This window comes from Virgibacillus dakarensis (assembly GCF_900155625.1).
GTDB classification, from domain to species: domain Bacteria; phylum Bacillota; class Bacilli; order Bacillales; family Amphibacillaceae; genus Lentibacillus_C; species Lentibacillus_C populi.
Genome location: NZ_LT732553.1, coordinates 1,501,455 through 1,521,554 on the forward strand (window position 1 = coordinate 1,501,455; position 20,100 = coordinate 1,521,554).

The following is a 20,100-nucleotide window of genomic DNA, read 5'->3' on the forward strand; positions in this document are numbered from 1 at the left end:
TTCCCTTGTTAAAGTTGCAAGTTCTATGCCAAATGTTATTATATTGAAAGCGCTTCATTTGCAGTAATATGCATAATGCAATTTTTTGCAATCAGGAAAAATCTTGCGTGCTATTTCTTTCAATTTGATATTTCTTCATTTTATAGTAAAGGTTCCGAATCGACACATTCAGTTCTTTCGCTGTTTTCGTTTTATTGTAGTTATTTTGTTTATATACATGCGCTATATATTGTTTCTCATAGTCTTCTACAGCGGTTTGCAGTGATTTGGTCATTAGATTGTCAGTCGTAACGTGATGGTCCGATTTTGCCGGCGTAACGACTAGATCAGGAATATGCTCCTGTTTAATTTGTTCCTCGTTCATATCCATATAGATCATGGCTCGTCCAATGACATTTTCCAATTCCCGAACATTTCCTGGCCAGTGATATTTTTCCAATATTTTTAGTGCATTGTTTGAAATTGACTTGACATTCCGGCCATAGTCCTGGTTTATTTTCTCAATAATACGGGCAACCAGTGGAGGTAAATCCGTCATTCTCTCCCGCAATGACGGAATATGGATTGGTAATCGGTTTAACCGATAATACAAATCCTCCCTAAAGGTTTTTTTCATAATTGCCTTTTCCAGATTTATATTGGTAGCTGTTATAATCCGGACATTAATCGTGATCGGATCGGTACCACCAACCCGAACAATTTCGTTTTCCTGCAGTACACGAAGTAATTTTGCCTGCATATGTAAAGAAAGCTCGCCAATTTCGTCGAGAAAAATACTTCCCATATTTGCCTCTTCAAATATTCCTTTTTTTCCGCCCCGTTTCGCCCCGGAAAATGCTCCTTCTTCATAACCAAATAGTTCACTTTCCAAGATTGATTCCGCAATTGCAGCACAATTGACACGGATAAATTTATTATGCTTTCGGTCACTCTCATTGTGAATGGCATGGGCAAAAAGCTCTTTACCTGTACCAGATTCCCCTCGCAGAAGCACGGTTGCGGGAGTACGTGCGCCTACTTTAGCCTGTTCAAGTGCTAATTTCATTTCTGGTGAGGTGCCGACAATATCATCAAACGTATATTTTGCTTCCAGATTGCGGATAATCTGTCTGGCTCGTTTAAGTTCACTTGTTAAAGCTTTAATCTCTGATACGTCGTGTAATACGCCGACACTCCCCTTTATTTTACCATCAACGATTACAGGAGCGACATTGACTAATACATCCCGTTTGGCTGATCCCACTTTCATCCGCACACCCCGGACTGGACGGCGCGTTTTTAACACCTTCATGTGCATGCTTTCCCCTTCAGATATATCCACAGTCGCTGGTTTGCCGACAACATCGGTTTCCTTTAATCCGGTTATTCTCGTATACGCAGGATTGATCATAATTCCCTTTCCGTTCTCATCGACAACACTAATTGCCTCATCCGAAGAGTAAATGATCGCTTCAAGCATTGTTTTAATTTCTGTTAAATCGGTATTCGCCTCCGCCAAATCCATCACTTCGGTAATATCCTTAAACACCGCAAAAGCGCCAATTATTTGATCCTCGGCATTAATCATCGGTATTCTCGTTGTAATCAGGCGCTTGCCGTTCTCCAACACCAATTTTTGGTTGACTTCCCTTCGACGACTTTGCAGCACGTGGGGCAATCTGCTTTGTGCAATGACCTTGGTAATCGGCTTACCGATAAGCTCCATTTTTGGTACTTCCATAATACGTTCCGTGCTTTTGTTGACAAATTGAATCATTTCCCGATTGTCAATTACAATCATGCCATCCCGAATATTGTTCAGGATAAGTTTCTGGTTATTCATTTGCAATTTTATTTGACGTAATAATGTTTCTTTTTCTTCCATTAACTCAGCTATTATGTATGCTATAGAACCGGGAATAACAATCGTTTTTTCGCTGGACGACGTAATCAATTCCTCAAGCACCTGTTCATCGCCAGTGGCCTCAATTACAATATCAATATCCTGATTGATCCATTCCCGCCAATAAGCTCCGATTGGTATTCCAAAGCTTTCGGCACGTGCCAATCCTTTCGCTTCCTGATTTTTATCAATTACCGCAACAACTTCCAGACGATCGGTAGCAGATAAAATCTCCAGTAAAGCTGTTCCACCCTTTCCCGCCCCAACAATCAGCACCCGTTTCATAATACCCCACCTTGCAATTTTTTGCACACTTTTATCATAAGCTATTCTGCATTATTTAGCAAATCCTATAATTATTTCTATTTTTTATTGCTTTTGCTATACTAAATGAAGTTAATATAATGTGTTTTTAAAAAGGGGAAAAGGTATGATTCGAATTATTGCCGTATTAATGTTGGTAATTCCAGGAATAATCACGGCATATGGAATTAAACTTATGCGTGATTCATTGTTTAATGAACTGACTGGTATCTTCCTTCATACTGGATTGCAATTTTTTATCGGTTTTATTTTTTTTGCTGCAGGATTGGCCTTTATTGGCGGATTTATTGTACATCGTGATCGCAAACGTCAGGCAGAAAGGAAAAATAATAGAAGCAGAAGATAACTAATACAAATTAGTTGTCTTTTTTTACATCATCCAGCTCCAGTCAGTGTCCAGCAACTTGTTTCTCCTCCTTTTCGGTTGATGTCCTCGTTTTCGGGTTGATCTTCACACTCTCGGGTTGATATTCTCGTTCTCGGATCGATGTGTTGATGACCCCGCTCTCGGGTTGATGACCCCTCTCTTGCACTGACTTTAGGTCGGTTAAAGAACAAAGGCGCAAGCGCCCGTTTAGCGGCGTATGTGCTGCGCCCTGCCAAGCAGGGTGGTTCGGTGTTGCTGCGCAAAGCAGCGGTTTTAACCGAACATTCCTACCGTAGGAGATAAAGGAAACATGCCCCTGCAAAAGGGGTATGCCGACGTTGGACGCAAAGTCCGCTTTTAGTCGGCCTTCCTTCTTACCCGAGTCGATGTTGACTTATCGTACGGAGGCGGGTGTTGCACACTAGCCGCTGGGCGCTGGAGCCGGACGTGGCTTATCCGGTTATTAAGTTATCCACAGCCGCAAAATTTTATAATTTCCTAGACGAGGACATAGTCGCATAAGTCGCCACCCTCAACTCCCAATTTTGGTTCACAAATCACCTGGAATGTGTTACTATTTGTAACATTATTATAAAACTTGAATTATTGGGGCGATGTTTATGAAGGTGGCAAAATTTGGCGGAAGTTCCGTAGCAAGTGCCGAACAAATTAAAAAAGTAGCAGCAATTATTACCGATGATCCAGCGAAAAAATTTATTGTCGTGTCTGCACCAGGAAAACGAAATAAAGACGATTTTAAAATCACTGACAAGCTAATTGAGATAGCAAATCGCCATTGTCAAGGTGAACCATATGGACACTTGACCGAAACGATCATGATGCGCTTTTCCGAAATTCTTGATCAGCTAAATCTTTCTTCAGCTATTGCCGAAGAACTTCATCAGACGTTGGAAGAAGCGTTGGGAAGTAATGAATATGATTCTCCAAAGGTTGATATAGTAAAGTCATTGGGAGAAGTCTTTTCAGCGAAAGTGCTGAGTGCATACTTAACATCAATCGGACTCAATGCCACATATACGAATCCAGAAACAGCTGGCATTATTGTGAGCGACGAGCCTGGGAATGCGCGGGTTTTGGAGGAGAGCTTTGCCAATCTGTATGCATTGCGGAAAAACAGTGGAATCCAGATTATCCCAGGTTTTTTTGGTTACACCAAAGCAGGAAAATTAGTTACCTTTTCCCGCGGTGGCTCTGATATTACCGGTTCAATTGTCGCAGCAGGAGTAAAGGCAGAGCTATACGAAAATTTTACAGATGTTGACTCCGTATTTACGGTAAATCCATCAATTGTTTATCGGCCAAAACAGATTTCAACGATCACATACAAGGAAATGCGTGAATTATCGTATGCAGGATTTTCTGTTTTTCACGACGAAGCATTAATTCCCGCTTTTAATGTAGGAATACCAGTTTGCATTAAAAATACGAACAATCCTGAGGCTCCCGGGACAATGATTGTTGCCGAAAAAGAGCCAACAGAACAATGTGTTGTCGGAATTGCTGGGGATGGCGGTTTTTGCAGCCTTTATGTAAGTAAATATTTAATGAACAGAGAATTGGGTTTTGGCAGGAAATTACTGCAAATCTTTGAAGATGAACATATTTCGTTTGAACATGCACCATCAGGAATCGATGATATGTCCGTCGTTATTCGGCAAAATCAGTTTACTGCAGAAAAGGAAAGAATTATTTTGCAGCGAATTCAAGATGAATTAAATGTGGACACGATTAAAATTCATCGAGATTTGGCAATGATAATGGTTGTTGGTGAAGGAATGATAAGCACAATTGGTGTTGCCCAAAAAGCAACAAAGGCAATTACTGATGCAAACGTTAATATGGTGATGATCAACCAGGGGTCTTCAGAAGTATCAATGATGTTCGGAATCCAGGAAGTGGATCTAAATCGTGCTGTTCAATCGTTATATAAAGCTTTTTTCGAATAATGAAATCAAAAATAGTACTGGAAACATGTTTTAGTAAATAAGTTTCCAGTACTATTTTTAATTCATCAGCCATCACTAACACAGTTAACTCGCCTTATGTTCCAGTCGCAATCGGTCAGCGACCATGGCAATAAACTCTGAATTCGTCGGTTTTGCCTTCGAAATACTGACTGTATACCCAAATAATGCTGAAATTGATTCAATGTTGCCTCTGCTCCATGCTACTTCAATGGCATGCCGAATCGCCCGCTCGACCCTTGAAGCTGTCGTATTAAATTTTTTAGCGATATCAGGATACAACACCTTTGTAATGGAACCAAGCAATTCAATATCATTATAAACCATTGTAATGGCTTCCCTTAAATACATATAACCTTTAATATGTGCCGGAACACCTATCTCATGAATTATATTCGTAATACTTGCTTCCAAATCTTTTTTCAGCTGGTCCTTTTTATTAACCTTTTTCTTTTTCGAATGAGGAATTCCACTTCCCTGAACTTGACGAATTTGGTCAGCCAAATTATCCAAATCAAATGGTTTCAGGATAAAATAAGCAGCACCTAAATCCACCGCTTTCTTCATAACTTCTTCCTGCCCAAAAGCTGTCAGCATAATAACACTTGGATCATGATTCCTCTCCATACTTCTTAGTTGATTAAGCACTGCCAGTCCATCGACATGAGGCATGATTATATCCAATATAAGAACATCAGGCTCAATATCCTCCAGCAACTCCAGGCAATCACGGCCATTATATGCTGTACCAATCACCTCGATATCCTGCTGCCCATCAAAATATTCCTCCATCAATTGAATAAGTTCTCTGTTATCATCTACTAAACAAACCGATATTTTTTCCACCAATCCGTTCCTCCTTTATGTATTTCGATCCTTCACGTAATGTATTCGACATAAGAACTAAATATCCTTTTTTTATTTAAAAAACTTTAATTTTTTTTGTAAAAACTTCAATTAGCTCGATTTTACTCTTGTTTACGATTTAATTTGATAAAAAATGATAAATTACGACAAATATACAGTAATTTTGTCGAAAAATATTACAAGAAAAAACCCAAAAGCAATTTATTTTTGCTTTTGGATTTTGAAAGTATGGATAAAGTGAATCTTCATTCAGTTGGGAAGGAGTCCCTCCCTCACTGAATGCTGAATGCCCCCACCTTCCCGTATTTGGTTTACTCACCCTTGGAGGTGGGGGGATTACATCGTTTATACGTGATAAATTAACTAACTTGCTTTTTCTTGTTTTTCATAAATATTTATTCCCGCTTCCTGCAGCATCCATTCTATATGAACACCATACCCTGATGTTGGATCATTGACAAAAACATGGGTAACCGCTCCAACTACTTTTCCATCCTGAATGATCGGACTACCGCTCATTCCCTGTACAATACCACCTGTTTTCTTCAACAATTTTGGATCCGTTATTTGAATAATCATCCCTTTTGTAGCCGGATACTTTTGTGGAACGCTACTAACGATTTCCACATCGAACTCTTCCACCTTTTCCCCGTCAACAACAGTTAGAATTTTGGCTGGCCCTTCTTTTACCTGATGGGATAACGCAATTGGCATTGGTTTATCGTAGGCATCATTCTTAATCGGTTTTGTCAGTTCACCGAAAATGCCAAACGGGCTGTTCTTCGTAATAGTTCCGAGTTTATCGTCTTTTACAGAGAATTTGGCTTGCTTTTCTCCTGGCGTTCCACTATTCCCTTTTTCAATGGACGTAACGTTCGATTGCAAAATTTTTCCATTGTGAATTTGGATTGGTTTTTGTGTATCCATATCCGAAATCACATGACCCAATGCGCCATATTTTTTTGATTTAGGCTCGTAAAATGTCATAGTCCCGATTCCGGCCGCTGAATCCCGAATATATAGTCCAATTCGATATTCATTTGTCTTTTCGTCCATTACCGGGTTTAGAGTAGTTTCTATTGTTTCCTTACCCCTTTTAAGGGTGACCTCTAATGGTTGATTGTTTTTACCGGCTTTCTCAACATATGGTTTTACCTCCGCCATTTCTTTGATTGGTTTGCCATTAATTTTTAAAATGACATCACCAACCTTTATATCTGCGCTCTCGCCCGGTGACTTGGACCCATTTTCACCCTTGACAAGATGATGGCCAACAACAAGGACACCTAAAGTATGAAGCTGAACACCAATGGATTGCCCACCTGGAATGACTTTGATATCGTCTAAAACATTCAGGTTTACCTTCTTAATGGGAAACCCTGCTGCTTCGTACACTAGTTGGCTGTTGCCAGGCTCTTTTGCATAAAATTCAGAGGGGTCTATCGCTTGAACAGTTTCATCAGCTGCATTAACTGTAACATCATCACCTAATGCCGGGACTTTAATCGGAGCTTGATTCATAAAGGTAACAATTTCATCGGGAATGGAAAGGTATTGCTTTACTGGTGTGAAAAAAGGAACTGCTGTTATGATGAACAGGAGCAGAATTCCTGTCAATATCCGTATTTTATTCGTGTGCTTCAATCCATTCACTCTCCTCGTTCCTTGCCCATACCATTATTATATCTGTACTTCTAATTTGACCGAACACAATCGATTTTAAACTGGTGAAAGATAAGAAAAGCTGTGTATCATTTCCTTTTCAATAAAGTGAAACTTCATTTAGTGAGGGTTTCCGTCGCACAGGATGTGCTAGTGCCGTCGTTGTCCCAGACGTGGCGTATTTAGTCTTTGTTCCTAAAATCGGACATTTACGGGCTGTTTATCCCCGATCTCCAGTTTTTGCTTTACTCACGAATAAAGGTGAAAAAATCGGTTGAAAACGAATAAGTCCTAAAGAGGAACACGTTCATAATTGGGGAAAAATAAAAAGCCGGACAGTTTATTTTCCGGCTTTTTCGGTAAAATTATCCTCATTTTTTTCATTTTACAGAGCTAAACATTCATTTCCATTTTACTTTTATAGCTTGCAGCGAGATCCAATAATTCTTTCGCATGTTCTTTTGCGGTATCTGTCAGCTTTGTACCCGTTATCATACGGCCTAATTCGTCGATCTTTTGCTCGATTGTTAATTCTGACACGATAGTGGACGTGTGGTTATTTTTCGCCTTTTTCTCAATTAATTTATGCGTATCGGCCATTGCAGCAACTTGTGGTAAGTGTGTGATACACAAAACCTGCGATTCATTGGAAATATGGAATATCTTCTCGGCTATTGCTTGGGCAACACGACCACTTACCCCTGTGTCAACCTCGTCAAAAATAACACTAGTAACACCTTGATGTTTGGCAAAAATTTTCTTAAGCGCCAGCATGATTCGTGATAACTCCCCGCCAGAGGCTACTTTATTTAGGTCTTTTAAAGGTTCACCCGGATTTGTCGAAATCAGAAAACGGACATAATCATACCCGTTTTTATGTAATTTCACACCAGTTCCTTCAGTACTTTGAGCCGTTTCCGTTTTGGATTCAATATCTGCTGCAAATGTCGCTTTTTCTAAATACAACCCTTTTAATTCATGGTGAATATCTTTTGTGAGCATATTTGCGGCCTTTTGGCGTATATCATGCAATTGTTTTGCCTCCAGATAAGCATCGTGCTCCGTCTCGTTTATTTGTTCGGATAAATTTGCTAAATGGGAATCTTTATTAGTGATTTGCTCCAGTTCCTCTTCAATTTTTGCCATATACTCAATTATTTCATTAACAGTTGTCCCATATTTTTTCTTTAATCGGTTTATTTCATTCAACCTTGCTTCAATTTCATTTAACCTTCTTGGGTCATATTGCAATGTTTCAGCATAATTGCGTAATTCAAAGGTCAATTCTTCAATGATATAATAATGATTGGACAATTCCTCCGCTTTTTCCGCAATAAAGCTATCATAAGCACGGTTTTCCTGTAATGCCTGACTTGCTTTGTTTAACCATTCAACGCCTTTTTGTTCTCCATATAAGGCATTATACGCATCTTGCACACCTTGATAAATGCGTTCGAAATTTGCTAATTTGTCCCGTTCCTCTTCCAGAACTTCATCCTCATGCGGAGATAAATCAGCCTGTTCCAGCTCATTCATCTGAAATTCAAGTAAATCAAGGCGGTGGGCCATCTCAATTTCATTTTCACTTAAGTGTTGATAGCGCTTTTTTAGCGTGTCAAGCTTTTCAAATAAGTGTAGGTATTCTTCTTTCGCCCGTAGCGTTGCCTCTCGATCATATAAATCGAGTAAGTCAATATGGTTCTCCGGATCCATTAAGCTTTGCGTTTCATGTTGACTGTGAACATCAATCAGTCTCCTGCCAAATTCTTTCAGGATGGCTAATGTCACCAATTTTCCATTTACCCGGCAAATGCTTTTTCCATTGGCAGTAATTGTCCGGTGTAAAACAACCATCTCATCCTGAATTTCGATGCCATATTGTTTACCGACATTATAAATGGGATGGTAGTTATCATCGATACTGAACAGACCTTCAATTTCAGCCTTTTTGGCATCATGACGGACAAATTCAACGGAACCACGTCCACCAGCAAGTAATTGGACAGCATCAATAATAATCGATTTTCCGGCCCCGGTTTCCCCGGTTAATACCGTTAGACCTTCGTTAAAGGTAATCGATATTTTATCTATAATAGCAAAATCCTGAATCGATAATTCCGTAAGCACGATTCGTCACCCCACTTAAAATTGTTCTGTAAACGGTCGTCCAAAACTCTAAAGCATGCTCAAAAACCGGTTTTTTATTGTCTCAGATTCTGTTTCCGTCCGGCATATAATTAAACACGTATCATCCCCGCATATCGTTCCCATAATTTCCTGCCAGTCCAAATTATCAATTAAAACACCTACTGCATGAGCATTTCCCGGTAGTGTCTTGAGTACAATAAAATTACTTGCATGGTCAATCTTAACAAACGCATCCATTATTAAACGCTTTAATTTATCTAGCGGATTGAATCGCTGATCTGCCGGCAAACTGTATTTATACGAGCCAGTACCAGTTGGAACTTTGACAAGATGAAGTTCCTTTATATCACGGGAAACGGTTGCCTGAGTCACATTAAATCCCAGGTTTTTCAATCGATCAACTAATTCATCCTGTGTCTCTATTTCCTTTTCCGTTATTAATTCACGAATTTTTATGTGACGCTGTATCTTACTCATCTTATTCCCCCGTCAAATGAAAATTAATCCAGGAACAACAAATGGAGGCTCCCTGCATATCTTGCATCTCTACGATTTGCTGCGTTCTGCAAAATTGCGATGTGCATCTTCTACTAACTGGTTTAATTCAATATCTGTTATAGCTTTCCCTGCTTTTTTATTTTGCCAGCCAAAATGAGCTAAAAATTCAATATTACCGTCACCGCCGGTAATCGGTGAATAAGTGATATCGTATAATTGATATCCCTCTTTCAAAGCAAATGCAATGATCGCCTGTAAAACACTTTGGTGCACTTTTTTCTCCCGGACAATTCCCTTTTTTCCGACCTGTTCACGGCCTGCTTCAAATTGCGGTTTAATTAGTGCAATAATATCACTGTTTTGTGCTAATAACTGCTTTAGAACTGGTAAAATAAGCTTTAGCGAGATAAACGAGACATCAATCGTTGCGAAATCTGGTGTACCACACTCAAGCATGTCCGGTGTTACATAGCGGAAGTTGGTCCGTTCCATTACAACTACCCGGTCATCATTACGTAATTTCCAGTCAAGCTGATTATACCCTACATCGATCGCATAACTTAGTGCAGCACCATTTTGCAGTGCACAATCTGTAAAGCCGCCGGTAGAAGAGCCAACATCTACCATAATTTTATTGTAAACAGAAACAGAGAAATGCGTTAGTGCCTTTTCCAGCTTCAACCCACCTCGTCCAACATATGGAATAAGCTTCCCCTTTACGGTCAACGGAATCGTTTCGTCAACTTTTATCCCCGGTTTATCCATGCGCTCTTGTCCAGAAAATACCAAACCAGCCATAATAACCCGTTTCGCTTTTTCCCTTGTTTCCATTAAGTTTCTTTCCACTAATAATACATCCAATCTCTTTTTAGCCATAAGAGTATCCTTTACTTAGACGTTTTTGTTTTCGTTCCTTTCGGCAGGACACGAATTTTCAGCTTATTTTGCAAAATCGCAATTACTTTTCCCACATAAAAAATGATATTGGTTGATGCATGGATGGCAAAATATTTTCCCAGTGCCTTACCACCAACGGTAAGTGCGGCCACAAGGCTTGTTACGATGACATTCAAGGTAATATGCACAGGTGATCCATCCCCGTTTCCCAGCAAATTGGCAATTTGCAAGACGACGATTGCCGAAGCCGTACCACTGACAATTCCGGAAATATCACCAATCACATCATTACAGAAGCTGGCAAATTTATCAGCATTACGGATAATCATAACAGCCTCTTTTGCACCATTTACTTTCTCCGCTGCCATAGCATGAAACGGTGCCTCATCGGCTGCAGTTGATGCAATCCCGAGCATATCGAAAACAACACCAATTAATACGATCAATAAGACAATTACCAATCCAGCCATCCATACAACATCACTCAATACGGATTGCGATACGATTGAAAAAATAGCCGCTAACACAAACGTGATAACGGCAATTGTTAAACTAAATTTAATCGATCTTTTTATTTGCGATTTCATTCTAAACCTCATTTTGATTATTATAGGTAGTTCAAAAAGTCCGGTGAAAATGACACTTCGAATAGGGAATCTTCGACTAAGTACCGACACGTCCTGTGTCGAACGTCGAAGTCACCACATCCTGTGGAAGCTCGTTGGCTTGTTTCTCCGCTGCTCATGTATTTAATTGCATACATTCCGCTGCTCGAAACTACGCCGCCTCGAACTTCTCGGTCCTTTTTATCCTCCTTTTTGAACACTCTTTTTTATGTAAGATGCGGAATGGTCGTATAAAAGATTAAAACTGCGGCTTAGGTCCAGTAGGTTTTCCCAGATGGTTACCCTATGTTGCCATAAAGGTGGTTCCCCATTAAAACCATCTTAGCCCTGTCGCCAGAAGCTAGACTGGATTACCACTTAGTCCACACTATAATCCCTTTTATACGTCCCTCAGAACAGTCTAGGAGATTTCCTCGACAGCCTTTAACCGTTCCCTAGCCTCTTTTGCAGTCCCGATTTCATGGAGAAAATAATAGCACATCCGGTGGCCACCCAGCTTGCTATTTTAAAATCCAATCCTCTCGAGCACCACTCAAGGCAGGCTACGCTGCATGTAAGGTGTCCCTTTCCTTACGTAAGCAGGTTCATACCCCATTCCATAATGATCCCTAGGCTTAGTTATCACGACAGAGATGGGCCTCCGCGGTAATAGGGTCATCGCCCACATGCCTTTGTGGATCGCCCTAAAACCTTAACTCCCAGCACTGACCCAAGGCTGGGCGCCTCAAGCCAACACAAGGAACTTCATCGATGTGCCCTTTGGCAGATTTTTAGGCCTGCCTTCAGGAGCGGAGGGCTGACTAGAATACTGCACCATTCCGTACTAGATATAGTATAACATATTATACGAAAAAATTCGAGTGTGGTTTACCTGTCCCGGCTGCTGAAAAGATCGGTTAATCCCATCAAATAAGAATCAGCGGCTCCCGCTTTCCATAGCGCCGCTTTGGCCCGTTTAACATATTGCTGTTTTTGCTCAATTGCACCTTCTGTTCCCAGCAATTTAGGATATGTGCTTTTATTATTGCCTTCATCGCTTCCAACTGGTTTACCAATTTTGTCCTGATCGCCTATTACATCTAGTATATCATCCTGAACCTGGAAGATAAGCCCAAGGTTATAAGCAAATTGATCAAGAAATTCCAACTGCTTGTTTGTTGCCCCACCAATAAACGCTCCGGCGATGATGGCAAATTTAATTAATTCCCCTGTCTTCAATGCATGAATTTCCTCTAAGCGTTCGAGTGAAACAGCATTGTTCTCTGCTTCGATATCCATCATTTGCCCTGCTACCATTCCATTTGGCCCGCTGGCCTGTGACAACAGCTTAATGAGAAATATTTTCTGTCTATCCGTTAGTAAGGGATCATCTGAAATAATTTGAAAACTGTACGTAAGTAAAGCATCTCCAGCCAGAATAGCAGTCGCTTCATCAAAAACACGATGATTTGTTGGTTTACCTCTACGGAAATCATCATCATCCATGGCAGGCAAATCATCATGGATTAATGAATACGTATGTATCATTTCAAGTGCTGCCGCTGTTGAAATTATTTTTTGTTTATCCTGATCATATGCTTCAAAGCTTGCTGTCAAAAGAATCGGCCGCAGTCTTTTTCCACCCGCTTCTATCGAATAGAGCATGGATTCCTTTAATCGGCCAGGGATCTGCAATTGTAAAAGATGCTGTCGCAGTTCTTTTACGATGGCTTTTTTATTTAATTCGATGTAATTCTCGAGTGATTGCGGCACGTTTACTCTTCCTCCTGGATCATAAATGGTTCTGTTTCTCCCTGATCGTTGATAATTTGCGTCATTTTGTCTTGTACCTGTTTCAACTTATCATTACATAATTTTGCGAGTTTCATGCCCTCCTGATAGTACGAAATTGCTTTTTCCAGAGGGACATCACCCTCTTCCAGTCTATCTACAATTTTCTCCAGTTCCAGCATAGCTTCTTCAAAAGACGTTTCTTCAAGCTTTTCCATTATTATCCCCCCTCCACCTCTAACACATTGCAGGCTAATGACCCATCAGCCAATTTTACAGTAATTTTATCATTTATTTCTACCTTCCCAGCTGAGTGGATAATTTCTCCATTATGTGCGAATGGGATAGCATAACCGCGTTTCATTGTCTCGAGCGGATTTAGCAGTGTCAATTTTTCAATTATGTTTGTAAATTGAGCCGATTTTTTTTCAACAATCTGCTTCATTAAAAATGTATGTTGTTTTTCCAATTGCTTTAATTCTTTTTCCAGCTGCGCAACCTGACTCTTTGGATGCTGTGTCACTAACCGTTGTTCGATGTTTTGTAACGACCCGCGTTTTGTTGTTAAAACTTGTCTAAACGCTTTGGACAATCGTTCAACCTGCTTATCCAGTTCTTGTTCTTTCTGGACAACAAGCTGTTTCGGATACCGGAATGCATAAGCTTCTTGCATTTGATTTAACTGTTGTTCGGAAGTATGGGCTTTTTGTTTCATTGCCCTGGTTAAAGAGCGTTTTAGCCCAATAATTTTTTCCTGTAGCTCCGTTTGTGACGGTACGGCCATTTCCGCAGCCCCTGTTGGCGTAGGTGCTCGTAAATCGGCAATATAATCACTAATCGTAATATCTGTTTCATGACCAACGGCAGAAATAATCGGGATCTTTGAATGAAAAATTGCATGGGCAACAGCCTCTTCATTGAAGCTCCACAATTCTTCAATTGACCCTCCGCCTCGTCCGACAATTAAGAGATCAAACATTGCTTTTTCGTTGGCAAGTTCTATTGCCCGTTTAATTGATGCCGCCGCGTTTCTTCCTTGCACTAGCACGGGGATAACCGTAGTAGCGACAATTGGATAGCGCCGCTTGATGGTTGTAATAATATCGCGGACTGCTGCACCGGTCGGCGATGTAATGACACCGATATGTTTCGGATACATTGGCAGCTGTTTCTTAACACTTTGATCGAAATAGCCCTGTTTATTTAATTTTTCCTTTAATTGCTCAAACGCTAAATACAATGCTCCAATACCATCTGGCTCCATTTGCTGGATGTATAACTGGTACTGCCCGTGTGGTTCAAAAACACCAATTTCTCCTTTAATCAGCACATTCATGCCATTTTCCGGCTGAAATTTTAACCTTCTGTTGTTTCCGGCGAACATGACAGCCTGGATTCTTGTCTGTTCATCTTTTATTGTCAAATACATATGACCACGGCTATGATGCTTAAAATTGGAAATTTCCCCTTTTAGCCAAATATTTTTCAGGTGTGGATCAGAATCAAATTTTCGCTTTATATATTTTGTCAGTGCAGTGACGGTTAAATATTTGTCGTTCACTTATCAGCCAGTCCGATCGCTGCTTTAATCGTATTTTTTAAAAGCATCGTAATGGTCATTGGTCCGACACCTTTTGGAACCGGGGTAATATAAGAAGCTCTTTCCTTGGCACTTGCAAAATCAACGTCACCGGTAAGGGTGCCATCCGCTAATCGGTTTATTCCTACATCAATCACCACTGCACCATCCTGTAAATAATCGGCGTCAATTTTATTCGCCTTTCCAACCGCAACGATCAATATATCCGCATTTTTCGTGTATGTTTTTAAATCGGGTGTTTTCGAGTGGCAATATGTAACGGTTGCATTTTCATTAAGCAATAGTTGCCCAACCGGTTTTCCAACAATATTGCTTCTGCCAATAATGACCGCATGCTTGCCCTCCATTTGAATATTCCGGGATTTTAGCATTGTTATTATGCCATATGGGGTGCATGATAGAAACGTATCCTTCCCTGTCATCATTCTGCCAATATTAACCGGATGAAATCCATCTACATCTTTTGCTGGATCAATCGCTTCAATGATCGATTGTTCTTTAATATGTTCCGGTAATGGCAGCTGAACCAATATACCGTGCACGTCCCGATCCAGATTGAGTTTATTAATCAGCTTAAGCAGTTCCTTTTCGGTTGTGAAGGTCGGCAACTCGATTATTTGTGAAGAAATCCCTACCTCTTTTGATGCCTTTTTCTTTCCATTTACATAGGATTTCGATGCCGGATCATCGCCGACCAATACTACTGTTAAATGTGGAACGATCCCTTGCTTCCTTACCCGTTCAACTTCTTCTTTCATTTCGCTTTTTAATTCAGCCGCTAGTTCTTTTCCATTAATAATTTCTGCTGTCAAGCCCTCATCCCCTTTAAGCTTTGCCGTTTCGTTTTATCAAGTGAATTTGCATCATTAAGAAAGCACAAACCAAATAAACCTGATTATTTTCTGGTAATGCGTGACAAAACGCCATTAACAAATTTGCCGGACTTATGATCCCCGTAAGTGTTTGCTAATTCTACCGCCTCATTGATGGAAACATTTACAGGAATATCATCTAAATAGGTTATCTCATAGGTTGCTATTCGCAATATTGTCCTCTCAACAGTTGCGATCCGTGCTAACGACCATTTCTCCATATGACCGGAAATGGTGCTGTCAATTTCTGCTTTATGGTCCCGGACACCTTGTACAAGCATACGTAAAAATTCATCAGTATCTTCCGAATCTACATATTCCTCTGTTGTTTTTGCGGGATCAAATTCATTCATGTCCAGCTGAAATAAAATCTGAAAGGCCTTTTCTCTTGCTGCATGACGTTTCATCAAACACTACTCCTTTTACTATATCTCTACAAATAATAACATGAATACCGTACCATTGCTAGGATCATACCGCATCTAGGCCTGTATAAAAAAACGCTATCGTGTCTTTTTAGATGCCAGAAGCCAGAGGTCGGATTGAAATCGGCGAGACAGCCGATTTCAATGCCGATTTTTTAAAAGATAAGAAACCAACATGGCTCCGCATTCGCGCAGCCACCATCTATGATGAAAAAGAATTTCTAGCCTGGATAGGAGGTATATCACATTCATTTATTGCCAATACAGTTTAATAACAATACAACAAGGCCGAAAATACTCTGGTGGATCCTGAAAGGGGATACCCTGTATAAGAAACGGGTTGTGACAGTATAGAAGTACCATCTATTGTGACTAGAACACGTATACAAAAGTTTTTCAATAATACTACTGTCATTTGTATTGTTATATTGGTAATGTGGTCATCCTCCATTAACTATAATATAAAGGAGACCCTAACCAAAATTGCTAAATTTGTTCAAAGAAAGGACATAGTATTTTATCTTTAGATCACAAATAAAGCCCGTAGATAATTTAACCCCTTCAAAAAATTGAATGATGAAGGGTCTAGCTTTGTATTGGCTTTTCTCGATAAGTGTTTTCATACAAAAGTATATAAATTTAGGCTCTATTCTGCTCTCGGTAGGGTAAGCCACGTCCGGCTCCAGCGCTAAAGCTGTAGTGGACTTCCCTCACCTCCGTACGATAAGTCAACATCGGTTCGGGTAGGAAGGTAGGCCGACTAAGAACGGGCTTTGCGCCCAACGTCGGCATACCCCTTTTGCTAGGGGCATGTTTCCTTTATCTCCTACGTAGGAATGTTCGGTTAAAACCGCCGCTTTGCGCGGCAACACCGAACCACCCTGCTTGGCAGGGCGCAGTCCATACGTCGCTAAACGGGCGCTTGCGCCTTTGTTCTCTTTTTGTATCCTTTTATAAAACAAATCGAGGCCAAAGATTTTTCCTTGACCTCGAATAACTTATTCATTTTCTTCAGTTGTTTCCTTGCTCTCCATTTGTACACCAACAACGTGAATATTTATTTCGGCGATTTCCAGTGCTGTCATATTTTTCACCGTTTGCCTGATATTGGTTTGCAGCTTCTGTGCGACCTCTGGAATAGAGACACCAAAATTCAAAACAACATACAAATCAATTAATATCCCAGCATCGGTTAATTCAACCTTTACACCTTTCCCGTGTGATTTTTTCCCAAAACGTTCCACAACACCTGATGCAAAGTTACCACGCATCGATGACAAACCTTCGACCTCGGATGCGGCAATACCGGTAATGACTTCAATTACTTCTGGAGCAATTTCAACTTTACCAAGGCCCGTATCGTCGCTAACGTCTAACAATGGTTGTTCACTCAAAGTGATTCACTCCTCTTCTTTTGGCAGGGCGCAACCCATACGTCGCTAAACGGGTGCTTCCGCCTTTGTTCATTCTTCAATCGGATGTTCTTCCAGAAACTTGGTATTAAAATCGCCTGCTGCAAAAACATCATGATCCATAATGATCCGGTGAAATGGAATGGTTGAATGGATCCCTTCAATGACGAATTCATCCAATGCCCGTTTCATACGCTGAATTGCCGCTTCCCTCGTTGGTCCGTACGCAATCAATTTAGCGATCATCGAATCGTAGTATGGCGGTATCGAATAATCGGGGTAGGCGGCTGAATCGACACGCACTCCAAACCCGCCAGGTGGTAGATACATCTCAATTTTACCTGGTGATGGCATAAAGTTTTTAAAAGGATTCTCAGCATTGATTCGGCATTCCATTGCCCAGCCGTCAAATTCAATTTCCTCTTGTGTGAAAGATAAAGGTTCATTATTCGCTATTTTAATTTGTTCTTTAATCAAATCGATTCCGGTTACCATTTCTGTAACAGGATGTTCAACTTGGATCCGGGTGTTCATTTCCATAAAGTAAAAGTCCTTACTTGTGCGATCAAAAATAAATTCAATTGTTCCAGCGCCAACATAATCAACAGCCTTTGCAGCCTTCACGGCAGCATCACCCATCTTCTTCCTGATTTCTGGTGTCAAAGCTGGTGACGGCGATTCCTCAACCAGTTTCTGTAATCTCCGCTGAATGGTGCAATCCCGTTCACCGAGATGAACAACATTGCCATGCTGATCGGCTAAAACTTGAATTTCTACATGCCGGAAGTCTTCGATGAATTTTTCAATATAGACGCCGGGGTTGCCAAAGGAAGTTTCCGCCTCTTTTTGCGTAATGCGAATCCCTTTAATCAGGTCTTCCTCATTTTTGGCAGCGCGGATCCCCTTTCCGCCTCCACCAGCAGTAGCTTTAATAATTACCGGATACCCGATTTCCCGGGCAACTTCAATTGCTTCCTCTTCACTTTCAATAATGCCTTCTGATCCGGGAACAATTGGGACATTCGCTTGTTTCATCGTTTCTCTTGCAACATCTTTTATTCCCATTTTTTGAATTGCAGCAGGCGTTGGCCCAACAAACGTTACGTTGCATGCCTTGCAAATTTCGGCAAAGTCGTCATTCTCTGCTAAAAACCCGTACCCCGGATGGATCGCATCCACTTTTGTTAAGATAGCGACACTCATGATATTGGTGAAATTAAGATAGCTGTCCTTACTTAATTTCGGGCCAATACAGTAAGCTTCATCAGCCAATTTGACATGCAGCGCCTCTTTATCTGCTTCCGAATAGACGGCAACTGTTTCAATATCCATTTCTTTACATGCTCGAATAATTCGAACCGCAATTTCCCCTCTGTTAGCAATCAACAGTTTTTTAATCATATGTTTTTAGTCCCCTTATTTAGTCTTCACTCTAAATAGTGGTTGGCCATATTCAACCAATTCACCATCTTCCACTAATATTTCCACGATTTCCCCATTAACCTCTGCCTCAATCTCATTGAATAATTTCATGGCTTCTACAATACAGACAACGGTGTCCTTTTGAACGGCGCTCCCTTTTTGCACGTATGGATCAGCTTCAGGAGAAGAAGCAGTATAAAGTGTACCGACCATTGGCGATTCAATTTCGTAATCATAATCAACGGTGGTCTGTTCCCGTCCTTCTCCTTTTGGCGTTTCCACAGGTTTTTCCGGTTCCTTTTTCACCTGTTTTGGTTCAGGCGTTGTAATCTCAGGCTTTTCGACCGGATTTACCACTTGCTTAACCGGTCCGACCTCTATTTCTCCAACAGCTTTTTTCATTGAAACAGTCGTTCCCTCTGTTTCATAAGTGAATTCATCAATGGATGATTGATCAATAAGTTCAATTAAGTCACGGATTTCCTGTACTTTTAACATTTTCTGGCACCCCTTCACATATATACAAAAATTATTAACAGGTACTAATAACTTCTCTTAAACATTTTACGATAAAGACCTGAAAAACATCAACTATTATATCAGGTAGCAACTGCTAAATATAGTGACTCCTTACACTTTTTTCCATGATTTACCCCTATGTAAAGCGTTTTCACAGTTAATTATAGCAATGATAGCATTATATTGCGAATGGGAAAAATAAAACTCCTATCCATAAAAGATAAGAGTTAAAAATCTTCCTATTTTCAACCTTCTACTGGCTGCCAATTTACAGTTACAGGTATTTCGCCAAATTCATCACGAACCATTTGCATAATGTTCAATACTTCCTGATTCGGTAATTTCTCATTAACTTTTACATTTACGTGAACTTTATTCTGATCGCTATCGTCAAAGCGGACGAGCACATCCTGGTAATCCGCAGAAGCAAGGATCGTATCCTCGACCATCGTTTCTTTTGATGATCGCTGCTCGATTGCATCAATATCATCATATGCCTGATTTTTTTCCGTTGTACTGGCAGTACTGGATGCGACAATTTCTTCTAACCGGGATTTCTCCTTGCTGCGCTGTTCTTGTATTTCCAGACGAAGGGAAGCAAACAACTGATCTTCGCCTATATTGGTCGTCTCATCCACCTTTGCGTCGTCACTCCCCGGCTGGTCCGCTGTTGCTGTTTCATCTGCTTTATCTTCCTTCCCGTTTTCCAGAAATGCAAGTTCATCCGTATCTGGAGAAGTCATGTAATAGACACTTAGTACAATCATCAGACTTAACATTGTTAAAAGCCATACCGTTTGTTTTTTCAGCATGTTACATCCTCC

Annotated in this window: 19 protein-coding genes; 3 read left to right on the top strand and 16 right to left on the bottom strand. The window is 40.5% G+C overall.

The genetic code is table 11. From position 1 onward, the window contains the following. Window positions 1–91 precede the first annotated feature (91 nt). The gene (locus CZ382_RS07580) at window positions 92–2,167 is read right to left on the bottom strand and encodes a sigma-54 interaction domain-containing protein (protein ID WP_088050583.1); all 2,076 of its coding nucleotides are present in this window, start codon (window positions 2,165–2,167) and stop codon (window positions 92–94) included. Window positions 2,168–2,312: 145 nt separating this feature from the next. On the opposite strand from CZ382_RS07580, the gene CZ382_RS07585 reads away from it, so the two are divergent. Further along, on the top strand, window positions 2,313–2,552 hold the full coding sequence (locus CZ382_RS07585; RefSeq protein WP_088050584.1) for a DUF2627 domain-containing protein: 240 nt from the start codon (window positions 2,313–2,315) through the stop codon (window positions 2,550–2,552). Window positions 2,553–3,193: 641 nt separating this feature from the next. Then, the gene (locus CZ382_RS07590) at window positions 3,194–4,540 is read left to right on the top strand and encodes an aspartate kinase (protein WP_088050585.1); all 1,347 of its coding nucleotides are present in this window, start codon (window positions 3,194–3,196) and stop codon (window positions 4,538–4,540) included. Window positions 4,541–4,624: 84 nt separating this feature from the next. On the opposite strand, the gene spo0A is transcribed toward CZ382_RS07590, so the two are convergent. The 11 genes from spo0A to nusB form a co-directional block, all read right to left on the bottom strand. Next, window positions 4,625–5,404, bottom strand: coding sequence for a sporulation transcription factor Spo0A (gene spo0A, locus CZ382_RS07595; RefSeq protein ID WP_088050586.1), 780 nt, complete (start codon window positions 5,402–5,404; stop codon window positions 4,625–4,627). Window positions 5,405–5,788: 384 nt separating this feature from the next. Beyond that, window positions 5,789–7,069, bottom strand: coding sequence for a SpoIVB peptidase (spoIVB, locus tag CZ382_RS07600; RefSeq protein ID WP_088050587.1), 1,281 nt, complete (start codon window positions 7,067–7,069; stop codon window positions 5,789–5,791). A 411-nt stretch (window positions 7,070–7,480) separates the two neighbouring features. After that, window positions 7,481–9,214: a DNA repair protein RecN gene (recN, locus tag CZ382_RS07605; protein ID WP_088050588.1), complete on the bottom strand. Its 1,734-nt coding sequence runs from the start codon at window positions 9,212–9,214 to the stop codon at window positions 7,481–7,483. A 48-nt stretch (window positions 9,215–9,262) separates the two neighbouring features. Continuing rightward, window positions 9,263–9,712 (bottom strand): transcriptional regulator AhrC/ArgR, encoded by a 450-nt coding sequence (gene ahrC / locus CZ382_RS07610; RefSeq protein WP_088050589.1) that lies wholly within the window; start codon window positions 9,710–9,712, stop codon window positions 9,263–9,265. Window positions 9,713–9,781: 69 nt separating this feature from the next. Next, complete coding sequence (locus CZ382_RS07615) at window positions 9,782–10,609, bottom strand: TlyA family RNA methyltransferase (RefSeq protein WP_088050590.1); 828 nt, start codon at window positions 10,607–10,609, stop codon at window positions 9,782–9,784. An 11-nt stretch (window positions 10,610–10,620) separates the two neighbouring features. Continuing rightward, window positions 10,621–11,217, bottom strand: coding sequence for a hypothetical protein (locus tag CZ382_RS07620; RefSeq protein ID WP_088050591.1), 597 nt, complete (start codon window positions 11,215–11,217; stop codon window positions 10,621–10,623). A gap of 906 nt (window positions 11,218–12,123) precedes the next feature. Then, the gene (locus CZ382_RS07625; RefSeq protein WP_230856033.1) at window positions 12,124–13,008 is read right to left on the bottom strand and encodes a polyprenyl synthetase family protein; all 885 of its coding nucleotides are present in this window, start codon (window positions 13,006–13,008) and stop codon (window positions 12,124–12,126) included. A gap of 2 nt (window positions 13,009–13,010) precedes the next feature. Then, the gene (gene xseB, locus CZ382_RS07630; protein ID WP_088050592.1) at window positions 13,011–13,244 is read right to left on the bottom strand and encodes an exodeoxyribonuclease VII small subunit; all 234 of its coding nucleotides are present in this window, start codon (window positions 13,242–13,244) and stop codon (window positions 13,011–13,013) included. Between the two features lie 2 nt (window positions 13,245–13,246). Further along, window positions 13,247–14,587 (bottom strand): exodeoxyribonuclease VII large subunit, encoded by a 1,341-nt coding sequence (xseA, locus tag CZ382_RS07635; protein WP_088050593.1) that lies wholly within the window; start codon window positions 14,585–14,587, stop codon window positions 13,247–13,249. Next, a complete protein-coding gene (gene folD, locus CZ382_RS07640) occupies window positions 14,584–15,438 on the bottom strand; it encodes a bifunctional methylenetetrahydrofolate dehydrogenase/methenyltetrahydrofolate cyclohydrolase FolD (protein ID WP_088050594.1) in 855 nt (284 codons plus the stop codon). Before folD ends, xseA begins: the two co-directional genes overlap by 4 nt. An 83-nt stretch (window positions 15,439–15,521) precedes the next feature. Beyond that, complete coding sequence (nusB, locus tag CZ382_RS07645) at window positions 15,522–15,905, bottom strand: transcription antitermination factor NusB (RefSeq protein WP_088050595.1); 384 nt, start codon at window positions 15,903–15,905, stop codon at window positions 15,522–15,524. A 113-nt stretch (window positions 15,906–16,018) separates the two neighbouring features. Here nusB and CZ382_RS23695 point away from each other — a divergent pair, with 113 nt between their 5' ends. Continuing rightward, window positions 16,019–16,195, top strand: coding sequence for a hypothetical protein (locus CZ382_RS23695; RefSeq protein ID WP_159457774.1), 177 nt, complete (start codon window positions 16,019–16,021; stop codon window positions 16,193–16,195). A gap of 726 nt (window positions 16,196–16,921) precedes the next feature. Here CZ382_RS23695 and CZ382_RS07655 read toward each other — a convergent pair. The 4 genes from CZ382_RS07655 to CZ382_RS07670 form a co-directional block, all read right to left on the bottom strand. Beyond that, window positions 16,922–17,317 carry an Asp23/Gls24 family envelope stress response protein gene (locus CZ382_RS07655; protein WP_088050597.1) on the bottom strand — a complete coding sequence of 132 codons (396 nt, stop codon included), beginning with the start codon at window positions 17,315–17,317 and terminating at the stop codon, window positions 16,922–16,924. A 69-nt stretch (window positions 17,318–17,386) separates the two neighbouring features. Then, window positions 17,387–18,736, bottom strand: coding sequence for an acetyl-CoA carboxylase biotin carboxylase subunit (gene accC, locus CZ382_RS07660; RefSeq protein ID WP_088050598.1), 1,350 nt, complete (start codon window positions 18,734–18,736; stop codon window positions 17,387–17,389). 15 nt (window positions 18,737–18,751) lie between these two features. Continuing rightward, window positions 18,752–19,255, bottom strand: coding sequence for an acetyl-CoA carboxylase biotin carboxyl carrier protein (gene accB, locus CZ382_RS07665; protein WP_088050599.1), 504 nt, complete (start codon window positions 19,253–19,255; stop codon window positions 18,752–18,754). Between the two features lie 266 nt (window positions 19,256–19,521). Then, window positions 19,522–20,088 (bottom strand): SpoIIIAH-like family protein, encoded by a 567-nt coding sequence (locus tag CZ382_RS07670; RefSeq protein WP_088050600.1) that lies wholly within the window; start codon window positions 20,086–20,088, stop codon window positions 19,522–19,524. Between the last annotated feature and the right edge of the window lie 12 nt (window positions 20,089–20,100).